This window comes from uncultured Roseovarius sp. (assembly GCF_947489715.1).
Classification (GTDB): domain Bacteria; phylum Pseudomonadota; class Alphaproteobacteria; order Rhodobacterales; family Rhodobacteraceae; genus Roseovarius.
In genome coordinates, this window is the sequence record NZ_CANLER010000002.1 from 276,847 (window position 1) to 297,986 (window position 21,140).

Here is a 21,140-nt window from a genome sequence, read left to right on the forward strand (position 1 = left end):
AATTTCACAGAAAATTCACAGAATTAGGCTGAAATAAAGTAAGTTTACACCGGGTAGAACATAAAAAAGACGGGCAGAGATGAGCTATTTATTCGACCTGATGGCGCTTTACGCCGATTACATCGTTTATTTTTTCAGTTTTCTGTGGGATCCGAACAGCCGCTTGTTCCTCTTGTATCTCGCGGTCGGGGCCGGGTTCGCCTTTGTCATCTACAGGCTGAACAAGCACCATGTCAGCGGCCCGGATGCGGATCGTGACAGCAAGAACTTTCTGAGTTTCCTATTGCCCACACATGTTTGGTCGCACCCGTCTGCCTGGCTGGATGTGCGGTATTTCTTCTTTCACCACTTGATCGGCCACTTTCTTTTGTTCGGTGTGTTGGCAGGATGCACAACATGGGCCTACGCGCTGGTCACCGGCGGTGCGAACCTGGCTGAAATGGCGCGCCTTGGCGACATGCAATCCGAACCCTTCGATTTCCTGATTGCCCTGGGATATATGTTCGCATTCTTCGTGATCGGTGATTTGATCGGTTATGTCATTCATTACCTTCAGCACAAAATTCCGATCCTATGGGAGTTCCACAAGGTTCATCATAGTGCCGAGGTGATGCATCCCATCTCGAACTTCCGTGAGCATCCGATCGACAATCTTGCTTACAAAGCCGCAATCGGGGCGGGCTATGGCGCGTTCATCGGTCTGGCGTCAAATACTCTGGGTTATGTGCCAAACATGCCCGCCGTATTCGGCGTGCCAGTGCTGATGTTCGTTTTCAACCTTATGGGCTATAATCTGCGCCATTCGCATATCTGGCTGCGCTGGCCCGGTGCCTGGTCAAAGATTTTCCCATCGCCCGCGCATCACCATGTGCATCACAGTTGCCACCCGCAACATTTCGACAAGAATTTCGCTTTCATGTTCCCACTCTGGGACGTGCTTTTTGGTACCTACGAGATGCCCGAGGATAACCGGGATGTGAAATTCGGTGTGGCGGGTATGAAGTCAGGCGAAATGGATACCTGCGTGAAGCTCTATCTAGTGCCGTTCAAAAAGGCATTCCGCCGGCTACAACCGCGTGAGAAAAAGCCAACAACCAAATCAATGCCACCGGCAGAATAAAAAACGCGCGGGACAATCCCGCGCGCGTGATCTCTGCCAGACAATCCAAAATCAGGCGTGAATGGCCCCATCGCCACAGGCCAGTGCTGCCTCGCGCACGGCCTCGGAATAGGTTGGGTGGGCATGGCAAGTCAGTGCGAGATCCTGCGCCGAGGCCCCGAATTCCATCGCCACGCAAACCTCATGGATCAGATCGCCTGCTGCCGGACCAATAATATGCGCTCCAAGGATGCGATCGGTTTCAGCGTCCGCAAGGATTTTCACAAAACCATCGCCAGCGAATACAGCCTTGGCGCGGCCATTGCCCATGAATGAAAACTTGCCAACCTTATAGGCGCGATCCTGGTCCTTCAAATCCTGTTCCGTGGCCCCGACGCTCGCCACTTCGGGATGGGTATAGATCACGCCCGGAATGACACCGTAATTCACGTGCCCATGATTGCCCGCGATCACATCCGCCACGGCCATGCCCTCATCCTCGGCCTTATGGGCCAGCATCGGGCCGGCGATGGCATCACCGATCGCATAGACACCCTTCAAATTGGTCTGCCAGTGATCGTCGGTCTTGATCTGACCACCTTTCGTCACTTCGATACCAAGCGCCTCAAGTTCCAGACCGTCCGTATAGGGCCTGCGACCCGTGGCAACCAGAACCACATCGGCATCAATACTCTCTTCCTTGTCGTTCTTGCGCACCTTGTAATGCACCTTGGCCTTGGTCTTGAGCGTTTCAACCTTCTGCACAGCCGCGCCCATGACAAACTTAATGCCTTGTTTTTTCAATGTTCTCTGGAACGTCTTCTGAATTTCGGCATCCATACCAGGCGTCACCGCATCCAGGAATTCGACCACAGTAACATCCGTGCCCAGACGCGCATAAACCGATCCCATCTCAAGTCCGATTACACCCGCGCCGATCACCACCATCTTCTTGGGGATCTTGGCAAGCTCAAGCGCACCGGTTGACGTCACCACGATCTTTTCGTCAATCGTGACCTCGGCACCCGGCACATTCGACGCCTCGGATCCGCTGGCGATGATGATGTTCTTGGCCTCGTGAACCTCGTCGCCCACCTTGACCTTGCCCGCCTCGGGGATCGACCCCCAGCCTTTCAGCCAGTCCACCTTGTTCTTCTTGAACAGAAATTCGATACCCTTGGTATTCTGCCCGATCACGTCATCCTTATAGGCCAGCATCTGCGTCCAATCGACCGATGGTGCCTTACCCTTCAGGCCCATCTTGGCAAAATTATGCTGCGCCTCATGCAATGAATGCGAGGCATGCAGCAGCGCCTTTGACGGGATGCATCCCACGTTCAGACAGGTCCCGCCAAGGGTTTCGCGTCCTTCGACACAGGCGGTTTTCAGACCCAGTTGGGCACACCGGATGGCGCAGACATAGCCGCCGGGGCCTGAACCGATTACGATGACGTCATAATTTGCCATGATCATTTTTCCCTGATTTTCGACGTCGGTATTACGTCGGTATTTCGTCGGTATCGCGTCGGTACAAATTCGGCGCGGCCCTCGGTGCAAGTGGACCCGGAATTTGCCGGAAGGTCAACCAATGCGCTCATATCAATGCCGCCAGTAGCATGAGGGTTGTCGCCAGAATCCCCACCGTCCAGATCACTGACCGCCACGGCACCCAGCCAAACAGATAGGCCGGCACATAGGCGATACGGGCGCAAAGATAGGTAACGGCGCACGCGCCCGTGAACCCCGAGGACTGGTTTGAGATCGCGATCACGCCACAGGCTATTCCAAACAGGATCAGCCCCTCGAAGTGATTGTTCATCGCACGATGCATCCGGCCCGCTTTCCCGCTCAACGCGATCACGTCATCCCGAGGGGTCAGCGCGGTTTTCGTCCCCACCTGTAGCTGACCAAATACCGCATAGAGGCAAATCTGCACGACCTGCAACAGCGCGGCCAGGGTCAGGGCAGTGAGTTCCAAAGTCATCAGGGCCGCTTTCTTTTTTTCACAGTACCCGGCAGAGGACGCGACCACGGGGCCAGTATTCACTTTCCACCAAAAGTCAGGCTGCCACTGCGATACTCGTACTCATCCCGGGATTTATCACGGGGCCGCATCGCAACGCCGATCTTTGCCGCGGCAATTACAGCCCCGGTTACATTCGTCGCGGATTTCAGGCTTGTGAGAGATTTCTTCGCCTTCGCCTCGGTCTTGTTATAGGGCTTCAATGCGATCTTCTTGGTCTGATCCTTATACGTGCACCTGACAGTCACCGGTTTGGTTTTCGGGCCAAAGACCGGCACGGTCACCTCTGCGGGCGATGTGAATTGTGATTGAAACCCCTGCCCCGTCATCTTGCAGGACGCGCCCGTAACTTCCTTCCGCTCACCACTTTCCTTGGAGTAGGTGCGAAACTTGAAATCGGCCACACCAGCGGGTGAAATCCGGTCGGTCGATTCATAAGGGACCGGCGCTTGAGAGATTTTCGTACTCTGGCACGCCCCCAATGCCATGATCGTCACCATACCCGGTACGGTCATCCAATTCATTTTTGCCCCCTTCGCACCACTTACTGAACCAACAGGCTGCACCAGATTGGGTCACCACGTCAAAACTTTGTTCGAACGGGTAATTCGCACATGTATTCTGGACCGTTGCACCACGATCAACACATGGCATACTTCGCCCTGCCGTTGTCCGGTAAGTGGGTTTCACCCCACGACCAGCCTACAGATCCATCAAGAGCCGCCGCGGATCTTCCAGCGCGTCCTTGACCCGCACAAGGAATGTCACGGCGCCTTTGCCATCGACGATCCGGTGGTCATAGCTGAGCGCCAGATACATCATCGGACGGGCGACGATTTCGCCGTTGACCACCATCGGGCGCTGCTGGATTTTGTGCATGCCCAAGATGCCCGATTGCGGCGGGTTGAGAATGGGTGAACTCATCAGTGAGCCATAGACGCCGCCATTCGAAATGGTGAAGGTACCACCCTGCATTTCGGCCATGCTCAGCTTGCCGTCGCGGGCGCGGGCGCCCTTTTCGGCGATGGCTTTTTCAATCGCGGCAAATCCCATCTGGTCGGCGTCACGAATGACAGGCACCACAAGGCCCGTAGGAGTACCCGCAGCGATGCCCATATGGACGAAATTCTTGTAGACGATATCGGTGCCGTCAATCTCGGCATTGACCTCGGGCACCTCTTTCAGCGCATGGCAGCAGGCCTTGGTGAAGAAAGACATGAAGCCCAGCTTGGTGCCGTGTTTTTTCAGGAACTCGTCTTTATATTCATTGCGCAACGCCATGACCGCGGTCATGTCGACCTCGTTATAGGTCGTCAGCATGGCAGCGGTGTTCTGGCTGTCCTTGAGGCGGCGGGCGATGGTCTGACGCAGGCGCGTCATCTTCACCCTCTCCTCTCGCGCGGCGTCATCGGCAGAAACCGGGGCACGCGGGGCGGGCGCAGTCGGCGCAGCCGCTGGGGCCGGCGCGGGTGCCGCACTTGCCGCCGCAGCCGCCTTGGCAACATCCTCTTTCATCACCCGACCATCGCGGCCCGAGCCCTGAACCTGATCGGATGATATCCCCGCCTCGGCCATTGCCTTTTTGGCAGAGGGTGCATCTTCGACATCTTTGCCGCCGCCAGAGGATGCAGGCGCCGCAGCGGGCGCATCGGCAGCAGGCGTTGCAGCGGCACCATCGCCGCCTGAAATCACCGCCAGCTTGCCATTGGCCTGAACGGTATCGCCTTCCTTGGCCAGAATCTCACCCAGCGTGCCGGATGTCGGGGCAGGCACCTCGACCGACACTTTATCGGTTTCCAGCTCACACAGCATCTCATCTTGTGCGACCGCATCGCCCACCTTCTTGAACCAGGTCGAGACTGTTGCCTCGGTCACTGACTCGCCCAGCGTGGGCACCATCACATCGACATTTTCACCACTGCCGCCACCTTTGCTGGCCGGGGCTGTTTCGGCCTTGGCCTCCGCCTTGGGGGCGGGTGCTGCACCTTCACCTTCGGTGATCGTGGCCAGCAGCGCATCCACGCCCACGGTGTCGCCTTCAGCGGCAACGATTTCGCCCATAACACCGGCAGCGGGCGCGGGCACTTCGACGGTGACCTTGTCGGTTTCCAGCTCGCACAGCATTTCATCGACAGCGACAGCATCGCCGGGCTTCTTGAACCAGGTGGCAACGGTGGCCTCGGTCACGGATTCTCCCAGCGTTGGGACGCGCACTTCGGTTGTCATGATTTATTTCCCTTCGATGGTCAGCGCGGCATCCACCAGCGCCTCTTGTTGTGCTTTATGTTGTGCCGCCAGCCCTGTTGCGGGCGACGCCGATGCCGGACGCCCTGCATAGCCGGGCCGTGTGTGCTTGGCCTTGATCCGGGTCAGGACCCATTCGATGTTGGGTTCGATAAAGGACCAGGCACCCTGGTTCTTGGGCTCTTCCTGGCACCAGACCACCTCGGCCTGCTTGAACCGTCCCAGTTCCTGCACCATCGAGATGGCCGGGAACGGGTAAAACTGTTCGACGCGCATGATGTAGACGTCATCAAGGCCCCGGCTGTCGCGTTCCTCCAGCAGGTCATAATAGACCTTGCCCGAACACAGGACCACGCGCTTGATCTTCTTGTCGGCGACCAGCTTGGTGTCGGAATTGCCCAGTTGCGCATCGTCCCACAACACCCGGTGGAAACTTGATCCGGTGGTGAACTCTTCGGCTTTCGACACGGCCATCTTGTGTCTGAGCAACGATTTCGGCGTCATCAGGATCAGCGGTTTGCGGTAGGTGCGGTGCAATTGCCGACGTAGAATATGGAAGTAGTTCGCTGGCGTTGTGCAATTGGCCACGATCCAGTTATCGCCGCCGCACATTTGCAGGAACCGCTCCAGCCGCGCCGACGAGTGTTCGGGCCCCTGCCCTTCGAACCCGTGGGGCAGCAGGCAGACAAGGCCCGACATTCGCAACCACTTGCTTTCACCGGAACTAATGAACTGGTCGAACATGATCTGCGCGCCATTGGCAAAGTCGCCAAACTGCGCCTCCCACATCACCAGCGCATTGGGTTCGGCCAGCGTGTAGCCATATTCAAACCCCAGAACGGCATATTCGCTGAGCATCGAGTCGATGACTTCGTATTGCGACTGGCCCGCGCGTATGTTGTTGAGAGGATAGTAACGCTCTTCCGTTTCCTGGTTGACCAGCCCGGAATGCCGTTGACTGAACGTCCCGCGGGTACAGTCCTGACCGGACAGACGCACGGGGAAACCTTCGAGCATGAGCGAGCCAAAAGCGAGCGCCTCGGCCGTGGCCCAATCGAATCCTTCGCCAGTCTCAAACATCTTGGCTTTGGTTTCCAGCAGACGTCCCACGGTCTTGTGCAGCGGGAACCCTTCGGGCGCGGTGGATAGCGCCTTGCCGACCTCCTTGAAGGTTTCGGGTTTGACCGAGGTGGCACCGCGTTGGTAATCCTCGTCCTTACGGTCCAGATGCGACCACTTACCGTCCAGCCAGTCGGCCTTGTTGGGCTTGAAGTTGGTCCCGGCCTCGAATTCGTCCGCGAGGAATGCCTGGAACGAGGCTTTCATATCTTCGACCTCGCCTTCGGGCATCAATCCGTCTCTGATCAGGCGGTCGGTATAGAGGCTGAGCGTCGTCTTCTGCTTCTTGATCTTCTTGTACATGATCGGATTGGTGAACATGGGCTCGTCGCCCTCGTTATGGCCAAACCGGCGGTAACAAATGATGTCCAGCACCACGTCCTTGTGGAATTTCTGGCGGAATTCGGTGGCCACTCTGGCGGCATGCACGACTGCTTCGGGGTCGTCACCGTTGACATGGAAAACCGGCGCCTCGACCATCAGGGCCACATCCGTCGGATAGGGGCTGGAGCGGCTGAAATGCGGCGCGGTGGTAAACCCGATCTGGTTGTTCACGACGATATGCATCGTGCCACCGGTCCGGTGCCCCTTGAGGCCCGATAGGCCAAAGCCTTCAGCCACGACACCCTGCCCGGCAAAGGCCGCATCGCCGTGCAGCAGAATGGGCAGCACCTTGGTCCGGTCAGCGTCGTTCAGCTGATCCTGTTTCGCCCTCGCCTTACCCAGCACGACGGGATTCACCGCCTCAAGATGGCTGGGATTGGCGGTCAGGCTGAGATGCACATTGTTGCCGTCGAACTCGCGGTCTGAACTAGCGCCCAGATGGTATTTCACATCGCCCGAACCATCCACATCCTCGGGCTTGAAGCTACCGCCCTGGAATTCGTTGAAGATTGCCCGATAGGGCTTGCCCATCACATTGGCCAGGATCGAAAGACGCCCGCGATGGGGCATGCCGATGATGATATCCTGAACCCCAAGCGAGCCACCGCGCTTGATGATCTGTTCCATCGCCGGAATCAGGCTTTCGCCGCCATCCAGACCGAACCGTTTGGTGCCCATATACTTGACGTGCAGATACTTTTCAAAGCCCTCGGCCTCGACCAGCTTTTTCAGAATGGCCTTGCGGCCTTCACGGGTGAACTGGATTTCCTTGCCAAAGCCTTCGATCCGTTCTTTCAGCCAATTGGCCTGCTCGGGGTCCGAGATATGCATGTATTGCAGGGCAAAAGTGCCGCAATAGGTGCGTTTGACGATCTCGAGTATCTCGCGGATCGACGCGATCTGAAGGCCCAGCACATTGTCGATGAAAATCGGCCGGTCCATATCGGCCTCGGTAAAGCCATAGGATTTCGGATCCAGCTCGGGCCGGTAGGGCCGGTTCCAAAGGTCCAGCGGATCCAGATCGGCATTGAGGTGCCCACGAATGCGGTAAGACCGGATCAACATCAGCGCCCGGACACTGTCGAGCACCGCGCGCTGGATCGCGTCATCGCTGACTTCCACACCCTTTTCGGCAGCCTTGGCGGCGATCTTCTTGCCCGCTTCCTTAGCCTCGGGGGCGGCGGGGTATTCACCTGTCAGCGCGCCAGTCAGATCGTCATTGGGTTCTGGTGGCCAGTCGCCCCGCGCCCAGCTTGGGCCGGCGGCCTCTTGCTTTACGCTGACCTCATCATCGCCCAACTGCCTGAAAAACGCTTGCCAGGCCTCGTCCACCGCGTTCGGGTCATTGGCATATCGGGCGTAAAGCTGCTCCAGATACTCCGCATTATGCCCCTGCATGAACGAGGAGGCGTGGAACTGGTCGTTGGGGGATTGTTCGGTCATGATGTCACCTTGGGAAAAAGCGAAAACCGCCGGTCAAGGCGGTTGGGCGGGCCTGAACCCGCCAGAGCGCACGCCGGGCTGACGCCCGGCCTGCATATTTTTGGCCTGCGATCAACCGATCGCCTCTAGCACGGCCTCGCCCAGACCGGCGGGGCTGTCGGAAACGACGATCCCAGCGGCGCGCATGGCTTCGATCTTGTCCTCGGCACCGCCCTTGCCACCGGCAACGATGGCACCGGCATGGCCCATACGACGACCCGGAGGCGCCGTGCGGCCTGCGATAAAACCGGCGGTCGGTTTCCAGCGGCCCTTTTTCTTTTCGTCGATCAGGAACTGCGCGGCTTCTTCCTCGGCTGATCCGCCGATTTCACCGATCATGATGATGGATTGGGTTTCATCATCGGCCAGGAACCATTCCAGCACGTCGATATGCTCGGTGCCCTTGATCGGGTCGCCCCCGATTCCAACGGCTGTGGACTGGCCCAGACCCAGATCCGAGGTCTGTTTGACCGCCTCATAGGTCAGCGTGCCCGACCGGCTGAGAACGCCGCAGGACCCGCGTTTGTGAATATGGCCCGGCATGATGCCGATTTTACAGGCGTCGGGCGTGATCACGCCCGGGCAGTTCGGCCCCACCAGGCGGCTGCTGGACCCTTCCAGCGCGCGCTTGACACGCATCATGTCCAGCACCGGAATACCCTCGGTGATGCAGATGATCACCTCCATCTCGGCGTCGATCGCCTCAAGGATAGAATCCGCGGCAAAGGGCGGCGGTACGTAGATGACGCTGGCATTCGCGCCGGTGCCGTGTTTCGCCTCGTGAACCGAGTTGAAGACCGGCAAATCGAGATGCGTCTGCCCACCTTTGCCGGGCGTCACGCCCCCAACCATCTTGGTACCATAGGCGATGGCCTGTTCGGTGTGGAATGTGCCCTGCGAACCGGTGAGGCCCTGACAGATGACTTTGGTGTTTTCGTCGATGAGTACGGCCATATTCTTATCCCTTCACCGCTTTGACGATCTTTTCGGCACCGTCTTTCAGGTCATCCGCGGCGATCACGTCCACGTCTGAATTATTGATGATCTCTTTGCCTTTCTCGACATTAGTGCCCTCCAGGCGCACCACCAGCGGCACCTGCAAACCAACCTCTTTCACCGCGGCAACAACGCCTTCGGCAATCACATCGCAGCGCATGATGCCGCCGAAGATGTTGACCAGGATGCCTTTGACCTGCGGGTCGCTGGTGATGATCTTGAACGCCTCGGTCACCTTTTCCTTGGTGGCGCCACCGCCCACGTCAAGGAAGTTGGCAGGCTCGGAGCCGTAGAGCTTGATAATGTCCATCGTCGCCATCGCCAGGCCCGCGCCATTGACCATGCAGCCGATCTCACCATCCAGCGCGATGTAATTCAGGTCGTATTTCGACGCTTCCAGTTCCTTGGGGTCTTCTTCGGTCACGTCGCGCAACTCGGCGATATCGGGGTGACGATAAACGGCGTTGCTGTCGAAACCCATCTTGGCGTCGAGACATTTCAGATCGCCCTTGTCAGTGGTGATCAGCGGGTTGATCTCAAGCATCTCCATGTCCTTTTCGAGGAACATTTTGTAGAGGGTGCCCATCAGCTTGACGCATTGCTTGACCTGTGGCCCTTTCAGGCCCAGTTGAAATGCGATGCGACGGCCGTGGAATGGCTGATAGCCGGTGGCAGGGTCGATGCTGAAGCTCAGGATCTTTTCCGGGGTCGCATGCGCCACTTCCTCGATGTCCATGCCACCTTCGGTCGAGCAGACAAAGCTGACGCGACTGGACTGGCGGTCCACCAGCAGCGCCAGATACATTTCATTCTCGATGCCCGAACCGTCTTCGATGTAGATCCGGTTGACCTGCTTGCCCACGTCACCGGTCTGTTTGGTCACGAGCGTGCGGCCCAACATGCGCTTCGCCTCATCCGCGGCTTCCTCGACCGATTTGGCCAGTCGCACACCGCCCTGATCCCCGGCGCCGGGTTCCTTGAACTTTCCCTTGCCACGTCCACCGGCGTGAATCTGCGCCTTGACCACCCAAAGCGGGCCATCCATTTCGCCCGCCGCTGTCTTGGCCTCTTCGGCGCGCAAAACAACGCGCCCGTCCGAGACCGGGGCACCGTATGAGCGCAACAGTGCCTTCGCCTGATATTCGTGAATATTCATTGAACTATCCCGTTTTGCCAGATTTGCCCCGATATACCCACAGTATGAACCGGGATTTAAACGCCTTTTTGCATTTTCACGCCAAATTTAATGAATTGTGTGTGGTTTGTGATCACAGCCTCAGATCATGTGATCACAAACTGATGGCTCATGCGTTTTCATCGCCCGGAGATTCGCTTTTGGAAAACGCCGGACGGGCAAACATGTGGTTTGCTTTGGTCACGCCACGGTCATAGGTGCAGAAGGTGTCGGTGGCCTGCGGAGTCGTGTTGTGAATTTTGATGTTGGTGATCACTTCGACGGCACCGACATCCAGGCAACGTTGCTGGGCGCGTTTCACAACCTCCAGCAGATGATCCAAGTCACCGCGCATCGTGGTTTCCATCGCCGACACCTGATAGGGCACACCGGCCTCCTTCACCACCTCGATAGCCTGATCGACAACTTCAAAATTGTTACCTTCGCGCAGGCGGGGAATAACCTGAAAAGCGAGGTAAACGTCATTCTTCGGACCGGTTGTCATCTGAAGCCTTTCCAAGAACTTGATAAAAAAACGCCCCGCCTGCCGAAACAGACGAGGCGCGTATGCCACAGGTTTGACAGGTAGGCTGGCTTTAGGCCAGCGAGTTGTCGATCCCTTTGCAGGCCTCGACCAGGCCCTTGACCGCCTTGACCGAGCTGTCGAACATGTTCTGCTCGTCCTTGTCCAGCTTGATCTCGACCACTTTTTCGATGCCGCCGGCGCCGATCACCGTCGGGACACCAACGTAGAAGCCATCAAGACCATAAGCACCGTCTACATGGGCGGCGCAAGGCAGAACCCGTTTTTGGTCTTTCAGGTAGGCCTCGGCCATTTCGATGGCGCTGGTTGCAGGCGCATAGAAGGCCGAACCGGTCTTGAGCAGGCCAACGATCTCAGCGCCGCCGTCGCGGGTGCGCTGGACGATTGCGTCCATCTTCTCCTGCGTGGTCCAGCCCATCTTGATCAGATCGGGCAGCGGGATGCCCGCGACTGTCGAATACCGTGTCAGCGGCACCATCGTGTCACCGTGACCACCCAGAACGAAGGCGGTGACATCTTTCATCGACACGCCAAATTCGAGGCTCAGGAAGTGACGGAAACGGGCACTGTCCAACACCCCGGCCATGCCACAGACCTTCTCATGCGGCAGGCCCGAGAATTCGCGCAAAGCCCAGACCATCGCATCAAGCGGGTTGGTGATGCAGATCACAAATGCGTTCGGCGCATGATCGCGGATGCCTTCACCCACGGATTTCATCACCTTCAGGTTGATACCCAGCAGGTCATCGCGGCTCATCCCCGGTTTACGCGGCACACCGGCGGTCACGATACAGACGTCGGCCCCGGCAATATCCGCATAGGATTGGGTGCCCGACAGCGTGGCGTCAAAGCCCTCGGACGGGCCGGATTCTGCGATATCAAGCGCCTTGCCTTCAGGGGTGCCTTCAGCGATGTCAAAAAGCACAACATCACCCAGTTCCTTCAGCGCTGCAAGATGGGCGAGCGTGCCACCAATCTGTCCTGCGCCGATCAGCGCGATCTTGGGTCTGGCCATTGGATTTATCTCCGATCGGTTAAAATTCGCGTATGGGCCTAGTCCCATTCCGCCCGGGGCGCAAGGGTGCCGCACTGCGGCATAGCGGAACAGCGGGGCTGTCACGCGCCCCGCGATGCCGGTAAGACTGCAATTCAGAAGGATTTTACGGAAAGCCGGGATGGCAGGACACGATATCGGCATTATCGCCCTTGGTGCGCTGGCCGCGATCTTTGCGGGCGTATCCAAGGGCGGTTTCGGCTCGGGCGCGGCTTTTGCCAGCGTGTCCGTCCTGGCCCTGGTGCTGCCGCCCGCGCAGGCCCTGGGCATCATGTTACCGCTGCTGATGCTGATAGATGCAGCGACCCTGCGGCCCTATTGGCGGCGCTGGTCCTGGCCGGAAACCCGCGCCCTTCTTTGGGGCGGAGTTCCCGGCACGGCCCTCGGCGCGGCGCTCTATACCATCGCGGATGCGGATCTTTTCCGCCTGCTGATCGGGGGGATATCGCTGGCATTCGTGGGCTGGCAGTTCAGCGCCCGCGCGGGGCTGATCCATCCCGCACGCACACCCCTGCCGGGTTGGGCGGGTCTGCTGGCGGGTATTATCGCGGGATTTACCAGCTTTGTCAGCCATGCGGGCGGGCCGGTGGCCGCCGTTTACCTGCTGTCACGACGATTGGATAAAACCGCGTTCCAGGCCACGACCGTGCTGCTGTTTGCGCTGCTCAATGTGATGAAGTTCGTGCCCTATGCGTATCTGGGCATCTTTACCGCCGAGACACTCAAGCTCGACCTGATCCTTGCCCCGTTTGCACTTTTCGGGGCATGGCTGGGCGTCAAGGCCCATTGGCTCGTTTCCGAGCGCATGTTTTTCGCCGTCACCTACGTGGCCCTTACCGTGACCGGCCTCAAGCTGATCTGGGACGCACTCGGCTGAGGCGAAGGTGCGTTCAGAACACGCACCTGTCACTCGCCTCAGGCGTCGTTGCCTTCCGCCGGCAGAACTTCGGCCAGTTCTTCAAACGCCTGACCGCTGGCAACTAGACAGGTCAACCCGTTGGCGGTGGTCACGATGATCGTCCACGAGCCTGAACTGTCCGAGGCAAAAACCTCGACCACGGCATTGTTGGCACCAAGGCCCATCGACTGACGGGTTTCGCCATATTTGCTGGCCAGACGGTCGACAACCATTTCACGCGGCGCACAATTGGGACCGGACTGCGCAACTGCAGGACTGGCCATCAGAACCGCTGCTGCTGCGGTACAGATTTTCGTTATCATCTTCATTTTAACACCCTTTCTGTGTGGGTCCCTGCCTTTGCGTGAACAAAGCATGCACAAAACTATGTCAAAACAGGGTTAATACGGAGGCCGTTCCCGAAATTTTCCGGCATATTCTGCGCTGCGGCGAAAAAACCCTTGAAGTTTTTGGGCGAAAAATGGCATCTCTGCGCAAGATTATTGCGAGCATTTCGCACAGAAGGAGCCGAGACATGGACGCCAGCACACACCCCTACCGATCGGTTCTCTATATCCCCGGCTCAAAAGAACGCGCGCTGGAAAAAGCCCGCACGCTGCCCTGTGATGCGATCATTTTTGATCTGGAAGATGCGGTGGCCCCCGATGCCAAGGCCGAGGCGCGGCAAACCCTTTTTCAGGCGTTGCGCGATGGCGGCTACGGCAAACGCGCCAAGATCGTGCGGATCAATGCGCTGACCACCAAATGGGGTCTGGAAGACGTGCAGCTCCTGCGCGACGCCGGTGCCGATGCGATCCTGCTGCCCAAGGTCAACACCCGCTCGGACGTTGATAACCTTGCCGACATGCTGGACCCGTCGATGCCGATCTGGACGATGATGGAAACGCCGGTCAGCGTGTTCAATGCGCGCGACATCGCTGCCCATGGTCGTGTGGCTGGGCTGGTGACCGGCACCAATGACCTGACCAAAGATCTGGGCAGCCGCATGCGCGCCGACCGCCTGCCACTGATGAGCGCGTTGCAAATGATCGTCATGGCCGCCCGCGCCGCGCGGATCGTCACCATCGACGGCGTTTATAACCGGTTCCGCGATGGTGACGGGCTCAAGGCCGAATGCGAACAGGGCCGCGATCTGGGGTTTGACGGCAAAACACTCATTCACCCGGCGCAGATCGACGTGACCAACACCGCCTTCGCCCCCACCAGTTCCGAGATTGATCTGGCCGAACGCCAGATTGCAGCCTATCAGGAAAGCCAGGCCTCGGGTCAGGGCATTGCCGTTGTCGACGGGCAGATCGTGGAAAATCTGCACGTCGTGGCTGCAAGACGCATTCTGGCCAAGTCGAGTGCCATCGCCGAAATGGCAGCGGAGTAGACACCCATGATCCTTCTTATCCTCGGCCTGATCCTCTGGATTGGTGCGCATTTCTTCAAACGTCTCGCCCCCGATGCACGGACAAAGATGGGCAATAAGGGCCGCGGCCCGATCGCCCTGAGCATTCTGGCAGGCGTCGTATTGATGGTGCTGGGCTACCGCGCGGCCGAATTCACCTCGGTCTACACCCCGGTCCCCGGCATCGGCCACCTGAACAACCTTTTGATGCTGGTCGCCGTTTTCTTCTTTGGCATCGGCAGCGCCAAGGGCGTGCTGGTCGACAAGGTTCGCCACCCGATGCTGACCGGGATGGTGATCTTTGCCTTTGCCCACCTGCTGGTGAATGGCGATCTGGCGTCAATCATCCTCTTCGGTGGCCTGGGCCTATGGGCCATTGTTCAGATGTTGCTGATCAACAGCGGCGATGGCGCGTGGGAACGCCCGGCGCCCGGCACATTGAAGGGCGACATCAAGAATGCCATCATCACCCTGGTGATCTACGTGGTTGTCACCGGCCTCCACGTGTTTCTCGGCCACAATCCGTTCATGGGAAGCTATGCATGAAACTTTACCGTTTCCTCAGCGCCGATGACACATCGGGTTTCTGCCACAAGGTGACCGACGCGCTGAACAAGGGCTGGGCGCTTTATGGCGATCCGACCTATGCCTATGACCACGCCAACGGTGTCATGCGCTGCGGTCAGGCGGTGACTAAAGAGGCCGACGGAACCTATACGCCGGACACGAAACTGGGAGAGCAGTGATCATGGCCAAGACCAATCCGGGCCGGTTTTTTGAAGACTATACCGTGGGTGAAACCATCCACCACGCCGTGCCGCGCACCGTGTCTGGGGGCGAACGCGCGCTCTACCATGCGCTTTATCCGGCGCGCCACGCGCTCTATTCCTCGGACGAATTCGCCCGCTCCTGTGGCCTGCCCGCCAGCCCGCTGGACGACATCGCAGCGTTCCACGTGGTCTTTGGCAAGACCGTGCCCGATATCTCGCTCAACGCGCTGGCCAATCTGGGCTATGCCGAAGGGCGCTGGCTGAAGCCGGTCTATCCCGGCGACACGATCCATTCCACGTCCGAGGTCATCGGGGTCAAGCAGAATTCCAACGGCAAATCCGGCGTAGTCTGGGTCCGCACAAGAGGGCGCAATCAACGCAACGAGGTGGTGCTGGATTACGTCCGCTGGGCGATGGTGCGCAAACGAGACCTGGATGCTCCCGCGCCCGATCCCGTGATCCCGACGCTGAAACCGTCGCTTGAGGCAAGCGATCTGGTGATCCCCCAAGGCCTTGATTTCAGCAATTACGATTTCACCCTCGCCGGAGAGCCGCATCGCTGGGGCGACTACGAGATCGGTGAGAAGATCGACCATGTGGATGGCGTCACCGTGGAAGAGGCCGAGCATATGATGGCCACGCGCCTCTGGCAGAACACGGCCAAGGTGCATTTCGACACAGGGTCGCGCCCCGATGGCCAACGGCTGATCTATGGCGGGCATGTAATCTCGATGGCCCGGACGCTCAGCTTCAACGGCCTCGCCAATGCCCAGATCGTTGCAGGTCTGAACGGCGGCAGCCACGCCAACCCCTGCTATGCGGGCGACACGGTCAAGGCCTGGTCCGAAGTGCTGGATAAGGCCGAGACCACCGCCCCCGGCGTTGGTGCCCTGCGCCTGCGTCTGGTCGCGACCAAAGGAGGAGAGCCGTTTACCCTCAGGGGCGAAGACGGCAAATACCTGCCCCACGTGATGCTCGACCTGGACTATTGGGCCCTGATCCCGATGTAACGTCGGGCGCGCTTACCAACTCGCTGTTTCCAGCCTGAGAAGCTTGCATGAAAGCAAAGATTGCATTGCGCTCACAGGAAAAATGTCTAATTCTCACAGCGCGCACAGTTGAAAAACGCCGAAAATGCGCAAGAGCCGACACCGCTAAGCAGTGTAAAGACCGGCCTATCGGTGCTGCACGCAGCGAATTTGAGAAGAGCAAATTAGTCAGCGCGGGACACATCCGACCTATACCTGTTGAGCGTGAACGACGGCGATTTCAACATGGCGCATCAAGTCACATCGCCTCGCGGTCTGAACGCCGTTTCGTTGGACTGCATCTGATTGGTGACACGGTCCCGGATGTATTTCGGGATCTCGCGGGATTCCAATGTAAATGTCCCACATCCCGACAAGGCTGATCGAAGGTCTATTTCCCGGCCGAGAAAGCTGTAGATGATCCGATAGCAGGCAATGTCGCGCACAGAGTCCGTGGCAATCCCCATCGTTAATCCCGAGAGGTATTTGGAGGCTTTCAGATCGGTTGTGTAGACGACAGTCTGCCAGATACGTTTACCCGCGAATTTCTCTTTTTCGTATATGAAGAGCCGTTCAGCATTGTAGAGAGCCACGCCTTCGTACTTGCTTACCTCTGCTGCACCATCGCTACTTTCGGGATAGCGTTCGAAATTCTGCGTGAGAATTGCGCCCCGATGATCATAGATGTGGATGAGTGCCCGGATGATCCGATCGGGCATGTTGCCAACAATGAAATGCGTATAGTAGTAGCCTAAATAGGGTTTGATTTCGCGATGAGATTGGGCGTTGCTGTGAACGCTGGATGAAATAAAATCCTGCGCCGGCAAGTTCTGTCCCATCGCAGGCGGGCGGAGCGCGATCAACTCCCTGAATTCTCTGTTCGGCATCAGAAGTTCGGTTTCCTCGACACCAAAGAAGTCCGAAATCTTGCGGAAGCTGCTCAGCGAAGGCGTGCTCTTGCCGGACAGGTATTTTGTGAATTGCTGGCGCGAGATCCCGATGGACCGGCACACATGAGACACTGACGGGCAATACCCGCATAACAGTTTGAGGTTTTCTGGCAGGGCGCTTGGCATAGATCAAAACATCAAACGTTAAGTATCGACGCTAAAAGTTTACATTTCGCGTCAGTTTAGAGCAATGGTTTTAATTGTGTGAGAGTCTGGCTGTTTCTACGCTTGGACCATCTGCTTATGAGCATCAGCCGCAAGAGCTGGTGCCGCCTACCGTCAACAGGGGGAATCATGCTATTATCTCGAAACCTTATATCATTGCGGGCCGTGTCGGTTGCGCTTGCGCTGTCCGTCACGACAACCGCCGGCACCGCGGTCCATGCCCAGGAACTCAAAGCCCAGGTCGAGGCCGACTTTGGTCAACTTGATCCTGCTTTTTGGCAAAGCACAGCCGATCTGAACGTAATCCACGCTGTGTTTCCGAAACTGATCGAATTCAAAAACAGCGAAACATGGGAGTGGGAGCTCTCCTCGGCGGAAAGCATTGAACAGGTGGATGAAGTGACCATCAGATTCACGCTGAAACCCGGGCTGATGTGGACCAATGGCTATGGCGAGGTGACAGCCGAGGACGTTGAATATTCATTCGAGCGTTTCAAGGACGAAGCTCTCGCCGCGCCGAACGCGGGTGACTGGGCGCCGCTCAAGGATGTTGAAGTGATTGATAAATACACCGGCATCATTCACCTGAATGAGCCGTTTGCACCGGTTTGGTGGAGTACGCTGCCCTATTCGGCTGGTGCCATTCTGAGCAAGAAAGCTACTGAGGAACAGGGGGGTAAATTCACCACTGACCCCAAGGCAACGGCGGGCCCTTACAAGATCGAGCGTTGGGATCAGGGGCAACGCACCGTTCTTGTTACGCATGATGGCTGGAATGGCGAAGCACCAGGCTATGAGCGCGTCGAGCTGATCCCGATCAACGATCCGAAGGCCGCAGAAGTAGCTTATGAGGCCGGGCAGGTTGACATCGCTGCCGTTGCGATCAGTTCTGTGCCCGAGTTGGAAGCCTCCCTGCCTGAGGATGCTCGCCTTGAGGTGCGCCCGACCGCCGGTTATCTCTGGCTGGGACTGAACGCCGAAAACCCGGACTTGCAGGATCCGAAAGTGCGCGAGGCGATCAAGCTGGCGGTCGATGTTGATACCATCATCGAAGGTGCGTATTTTGGAATTCCTGACCGGTCGACGGGCCTTGTTGCCCCAGGCCTGGTGGGTCACCGCGAGATCGAGATGCCAGGTCGCGATGTCGCTGCGGCGCAGGCGCTGATGGCCGAAGCCGGCGTCACATCTCTGGATCTTGAACTGGAGCATCAGAATTCGACCGATCTTCAGACAGCGGCACTGATCATTCAGGCCAATCTGGCCGAGATCGGCATCAACGTTCAGCTCAATACCCACGAAACCGGGACATTCTGGAGCCTGGGGGATGAAAAAGGCGTCAACATGCAGATGACGCTCAAGGAATTCACCAGCCCGCCGGACCCGGCATGGTCAACGCAATGGTTCCTGGAAGAGCAAGCAGGAATCTGGAACTGGGAGTGGTTCAAGAGCGACGAATTCGAGAAACTGCACTATACCGCCATGGCCGAGGTTGATCTGGAAAAGCGGGCCGAGATGTATCACCAGATGCAGGAACTTATGGATGCCTCGCATTCCTATATCTGGCTTATCCATCCGCCTGTGTCCCTGATCCACACCAAATCGGTCAATCCCGGGCTCTATCCCAACGGTGACTACAAGTTGCAGGATTTTCAGCCTGCGAATTGAGCAATCGCTTTGTGTCGGCGGGCAGTGGTGCCCGCCGGTCCTCTGTTCCCTGACAAGCCCGAGCGAACCCCATGAAATACGAGAACCTGACGCCGGTAGAAGTGCCGCCTTCCGATCTGCCATATGATGTCATTGACGAAGAGATTTATATTACCGTCTCAGATGGCACGCGGCTGGCGGCGCGCCTCTGGCGGCCGGTTGCCGACGAGGCCGGGACTTTTCCGGCGATCCTTGAATACATCCCCTACCGCAAGCGGGACGGCACGCGGACGCGCGACGAGGAACAGCACGGCTATCTGGCCGCACATGGATATGTCTGCGCCCGTGTTGATATGCGCGGGTCTGGGGATTCCGAAGGCATCCAGATGGATGAGTACCTGCCCATCGAACAGCAGGACGGCCTGGACGTGATCGACTGGCTGTCGCGGCAATGCTGGAGCAACGGCAATGTCGGGATGTTCGGCCTGTCCTGGGGGGGTATCACGTCGTTGCAAATGGCGTGCCACCGCCCCCCCGCTCTCAAGGCCATCGTGCCGGTCGGGGCCTCGGATGATCGCTATTATGACGATGGTTGTTACTTCGTCGGGGGCCTGGCAGGCGAGACGATTGGCTGGGGCGGTGTGATGTTCGGCTTCAACGGACGACCCCCAGATCCGGAGCTTTACGGCGACGGCTGGCGCGATGCCTGGATGGCGCGCCTGTCTGAACCGCCGCTTTTCATGAAGACCTGGCTGGAGCATCAGCAGCGGGACGACTACTGGCTGCAGGGCACGGTCTGCACGGATTATTCGCGGATCGAAATCCCCGTCTATGCCGTGTCGGGCTGGACCGATTGCTGGCCCAATACAGTCATGCGACTGATGAAGAACCTTGGCTGCACCCGGAAAGGGCTGATCGGGCCGTGGTCACATCTTTTCCCGGATCGCGCGCTGCCGGGGCCGGGCGTCAACTTTCTGGACGAAATGCTGCGATGGTTCGATCACTGGCTAAAGGGGATAGAGAATGGCATCGAAGACGAGCCGATGCTTACACTCTACCGGCAGGAAAACGTCTCGCCCGATCCCCGGCACGCCTGGCGCGACGGGGTCTGGCTGGATGCAGAAAGCTGGCCGGATGCAGGCCTTACCTATCGCGAGCTTTACCTGTCGCCCGCGGGAATTTCGGACAATCCCGCTGAAGGCACAATTTCAATCAACTCACCGCAATCTCTTGGTATGATGAGCGGAGATTACATGCCCCTCGACACGGATGCACGCAAGGCGCAGATGCCAGGCGAACAGCGGGGCGAAGATGCCGGGGCGCTGTGTTTCGACCTGCCCGTGCGCGGCGACCCTTTCGATATCATCGGGACGTGTGTTGCCGAGTTCGAGGTCAGCACCGATGCGGGTAACGGGCTGTTGGCCGTCCGCCTGTGTGATGTGTCACCAGACGGGTCATCCACGCTGATCACCTATGGCATCATGAATCTTGCGCAACGCGATGGCCGCGAGGTGCGGGCCGATGTTCAGCCCGGCACGCAGTATCGCGTTTCGCTGGAGCTGAACGATATCGCGCATCGCATTGCACCCGGGCACAGGCTGCGCGTCGCCGTTTCCAACGCCATGTTCCCCATGGCCTGGCCGGTGGCCGAGAACCACACGCTCACGCTCCACCTTGGCCATTGCAGGGTTCGGGTGCCACATGCTGATCTGGCAGAAAGCGATGAGTCGCGTGTCGTTTTCAGTAACCCCCGCATCGCGCAGGCCGCCCCGGTGGATGTTCCTGAGCCGGGCTCGCCCAGCCGGACCATCGAGGAAAACCTGAGCACGGGCAGGCGCACCCTGACGCTGCGCGAGGAGTTCGGGAATTACCACCTCAGCAGCGCGGATATCACCGTGTCGGGCTTTACCCAGGACCGGTTCGAGATCGGCGACCACGATGTGACGACCGCCCGCGCCGAATACGACTTTCGCATGTGCTACACCCGCGAGGGGTGGGATGTTGCCACCGAGGGCCGCATGGTGATGACCTGTGATACAAACACCTTCTATCTGCGTGGTGAGGTGCGCGCCTTTGAGGATGGTCGTGAAATCTATCGCCGCGACTGGGATGAGCGCATCCCGCGGAAAGGGTTCTGACGTGACGCATATGA

At 58.3% G+C, this 21,140-nt stretch carries 19 protein-coding genes; 8 read left to right on the plus strand and 11 right to left on the minus strand.

The features are described 5' to 3' along the window. Positions 1-79: 79 nt before the first annotated feature. On the plus strand, positions 80-1,120 hold the full coding sequence (locus Q1B27_RS06980) for a sterol desaturase family protein (RefSeq protein WP_299845673.1): 1,041 nt from the start codon (positions 80-82) through the stop codon (positions 1,118-1,120). Between the two features lie 51 nt (positions 1,121-1,171). Here Q1B27_RS06980 and lpdA read toward each other — a convergent pair whose 3' ends face one another. The 9 genes from lpdA to mdh all read right to left on the minus strand — a co-directional run bounded on the left by lpdA (position 1,172) and on the right by mdh (position 12,080). Beyond that, complete coding sequence (gene lpdA / locus Q1B27_RS06985; RefSeq protein ID WP_299845675.1) at positions 1,172-2,566, minus strand: dihydrolipoyl dehydrogenase; 1,395 nt, start codon at positions 2,564-2,566, stop codon at positions 1,172-1,174. Between the two features lie 127 nt (positions 2,567-2,693). Then, positions 2,694-3,083 (minus strand): MAPEG family protein, encoded by a 390-nt coding sequence (locus Q1B27_RS06990; RefSeq protein WP_299845678.1) that lies wholly within the window; start codon positions 3,081-3,083, stop codon positions 2,694-2,696. 59 nt (positions 3,084-3,142) lie between these two features. Next, the gene (locus tag Q1B27_RS06995) at positions 3,143-3,646 is read right to left on the minus strand and encodes a hypothetical protein (RefSeq protein WP_299845680.1); all 504 of its coding nucleotides are present in this window, start codon (positions 3,644-3,646) and stop codon (positions 3,143-3,145) included. A 178-nt stretch (positions 3,647-3,824) separates the two neighbouring features. Then, a complete protein-coding gene (gene odhB, locus Q1B27_RS07000) occupies positions 3,825-5,348 on the minus strand; it encodes a 2-oxoglutarate dehydrogenase complex dihydrolipoyllysine-residue succinyltransferase (RefSeq protein WP_299845683.1) in 1,524 nt (507 codons plus the stop codon). Between the two features lie 3 nt (positions 5,349-5,351). Continuing rightward, on the minus strand, positions 5,352-8,312 hold the full coding sequence (locus Q1B27_RS07005) for a 2-oxoglutarate dehydrogenase E1 component (RefSeq protein WP_299845686.1): 2,961 nt from the start codon (positions 8,310-8,312) through the stop codon (positions 5,352-5,354). 111 nt (positions 8,313-8,423) lie between these two features. Then, positions 8,424-9,305, minus strand: coding sequence for a succinate--CoA ligase subunit alpha (gene sucD, locus Q1B27_RS07010; protein WP_299845688.1), 882 nt, complete (start codon positions 9,303-9,305; stop codon positions 8,424-8,426). A gap of 4 nt (positions 9,306-9,309) precedes the next feature. Further along, entirely contained in the window at positions 9,310-10,503 is a 1,194-nt protein-coding gene (sucC, locus tag Q1B27_RS07015; protein WP_299845690.1) for an ADP-forming succinate--CoA ligase subunit beta, read from the minus strand. Positions 10,504-10,651: 148 nt separating this feature from the next. Further along, positions 10,652-11,026 carry a thiamine-binding protein gene (locus Q1B27_RS07020; protein WP_299845692.1) on the minus strand — a complete coding sequence of 125 codons (375 nt, stop codon included), beginning with the start codon at positions 11,024-11,026 and terminating at the stop codon, positions 10,652-10,654. Between the two features lie 91 nt (positions 11,027-11,117). Next, complete coding sequence (gene mdh, locus Q1B27_RS07025; protein ID WP_299845693.1) at positions 11,118-12,080, minus strand: malate dehydrogenase; 963 nt, start codon at positions 12,078-12,080, stop codon at positions 11,118-11,120. A gap of 160 nt (positions 12,081-12,240) precedes the next feature. Here mdh and Q1B27_RS07030 point away from each other — a divergent pair, with 160 nt between their 5' ends. Then, positions 12,241-12,996 carry a sulfite exporter TauE/SafE family protein gene (locus Q1B27_RS07030; RefSeq protein WP_299845696.1) on the plus strand — a complete coding sequence of 252 codons (756 nt, stop codon included), beginning with the start codon at positions 12,241-12,243 and terminating at the stop codon, positions 12,994-12,996. A gap of 38 nt (positions 12,997-13,034) precedes the next feature. Here Q1B27_RS07030 and Q1B27_RS07035 read toward each other — a convergent pair whose 3' ends face one another. After that, positions 13,035-13,346, minus strand: coding sequence for a hypothetical protein (locus Q1B27_RS07035; RefSeq protein ID WP_299845699.1), 312 nt, complete (start codon positions 13,344-13,346; stop codon positions 13,035-13,037). A gap of 206 nt (positions 13,347-13,552) precedes the next feature. Here Q1B27_RS07035 and Q1B27_RS07040 point away from each other — a divergent pair, with 206 nt between their 5' ends. The 4 genes from Q1B27_RS07040 to Q1B27_RS07055 are packed head-to-tail and all read left to right on the plus strand — an operon-like array spanning position 13,553 to position 16,211. Beyond that, positions 13,553-14,413: a CoA ester lyase gene (locus Q1B27_RS07040; protein WP_299845701.1), complete on the plus strand. Its 861-nt coding sequence runs from the start codon at positions 13,553-13,555 to the stop codon at positions 14,411-14,413. A gap of 6 nt (positions 14,414-14,419) precedes the next feature. Further along, positions 14,420-14,977 carry an NnrU family protein gene (locus tag Q1B27_RS07045; protein WP_299845702.1) on the plus strand — a complete coding sequence of 186 codons (558 nt, stop codon included), beginning with the start codon at positions 14,420-14,422 and terminating at the stop codon, positions 14,975-14,977. Then, positions 14,974-15,177, plus strand: a complete 204-nt coding sequence (locus Q1B27_RS07050; protein ID WP_299845704.1) for a DUF1737 domain-containing protein — start codon at positions 14,974-14,976, stop codon at positions 15,175-15,177. Before Q1B27_RS07045 ends, Q1B27_RS07050 begins: the two co-directional genes overlap by 4 nt. A 2-nt stretch (positions 15,178-15,179) precedes the next feature. Beyond that, on the plus strand, positions 15,180-16,211 hold the full coding sequence (locus tag Q1B27_RS07055) for a MaoC family dehydratase (protein WP_299845706.1): 1,032 nt from the start codon (positions 15,180-15,182) through the stop codon (positions 16,209-16,211). Positions 16,212-16,483: 272 nt separating this feature from the next. Here the strand turns inward: Q1B27_RS07055 and Q1B27_RS07060 are convergent, their stop codons facing one another. Continuing rightward, the gene (locus Q1B27_RS07060) at positions 16,484-17,305 is read right to left on the minus strand and encodes a helix-turn-helix transcriptional regulator (protein WP_299845707.1); all 822 of its coding nucleotides are present in this window, start codon (positions 17,303-17,305) and stop codon (positions 16,484-16,486) included. 168 nt (positions 17,306-17,473) lie between these two features. Here Q1B27_RS07060 and Q1B27_RS07065 point away from each other — a divergent pair, with 168 nt between their 5' ends. Further along, positions 17,474-19,009 carry an ABC transporter substrate-binding protein gene (locus Q1B27_RS07065; protein ID WP_299845709.1) on the plus strand — a complete coding sequence of 512 codons (1,536 nt, stop codon included), beginning with the start codon at positions 17,474-17,476 and terminating at the stop codon, positions 19,007-19,009. A gap of 71 nt (positions 19,010-19,080) precedes the next feature. Further along, positions 19,081-21,126 carry a CocE/NonD family hydrolase gene (locus Q1B27_RS07070; protein WP_299845711.1) on the plus strand — a complete coding sequence of 682 codons (2,046 nt, stop codon included), beginning with the start codon at positions 19,081-19,083 and terminating at the stop codon, positions 21,124-21,126. Positions 21,127-21,140 lie beyond the last annotated feature (14 nt).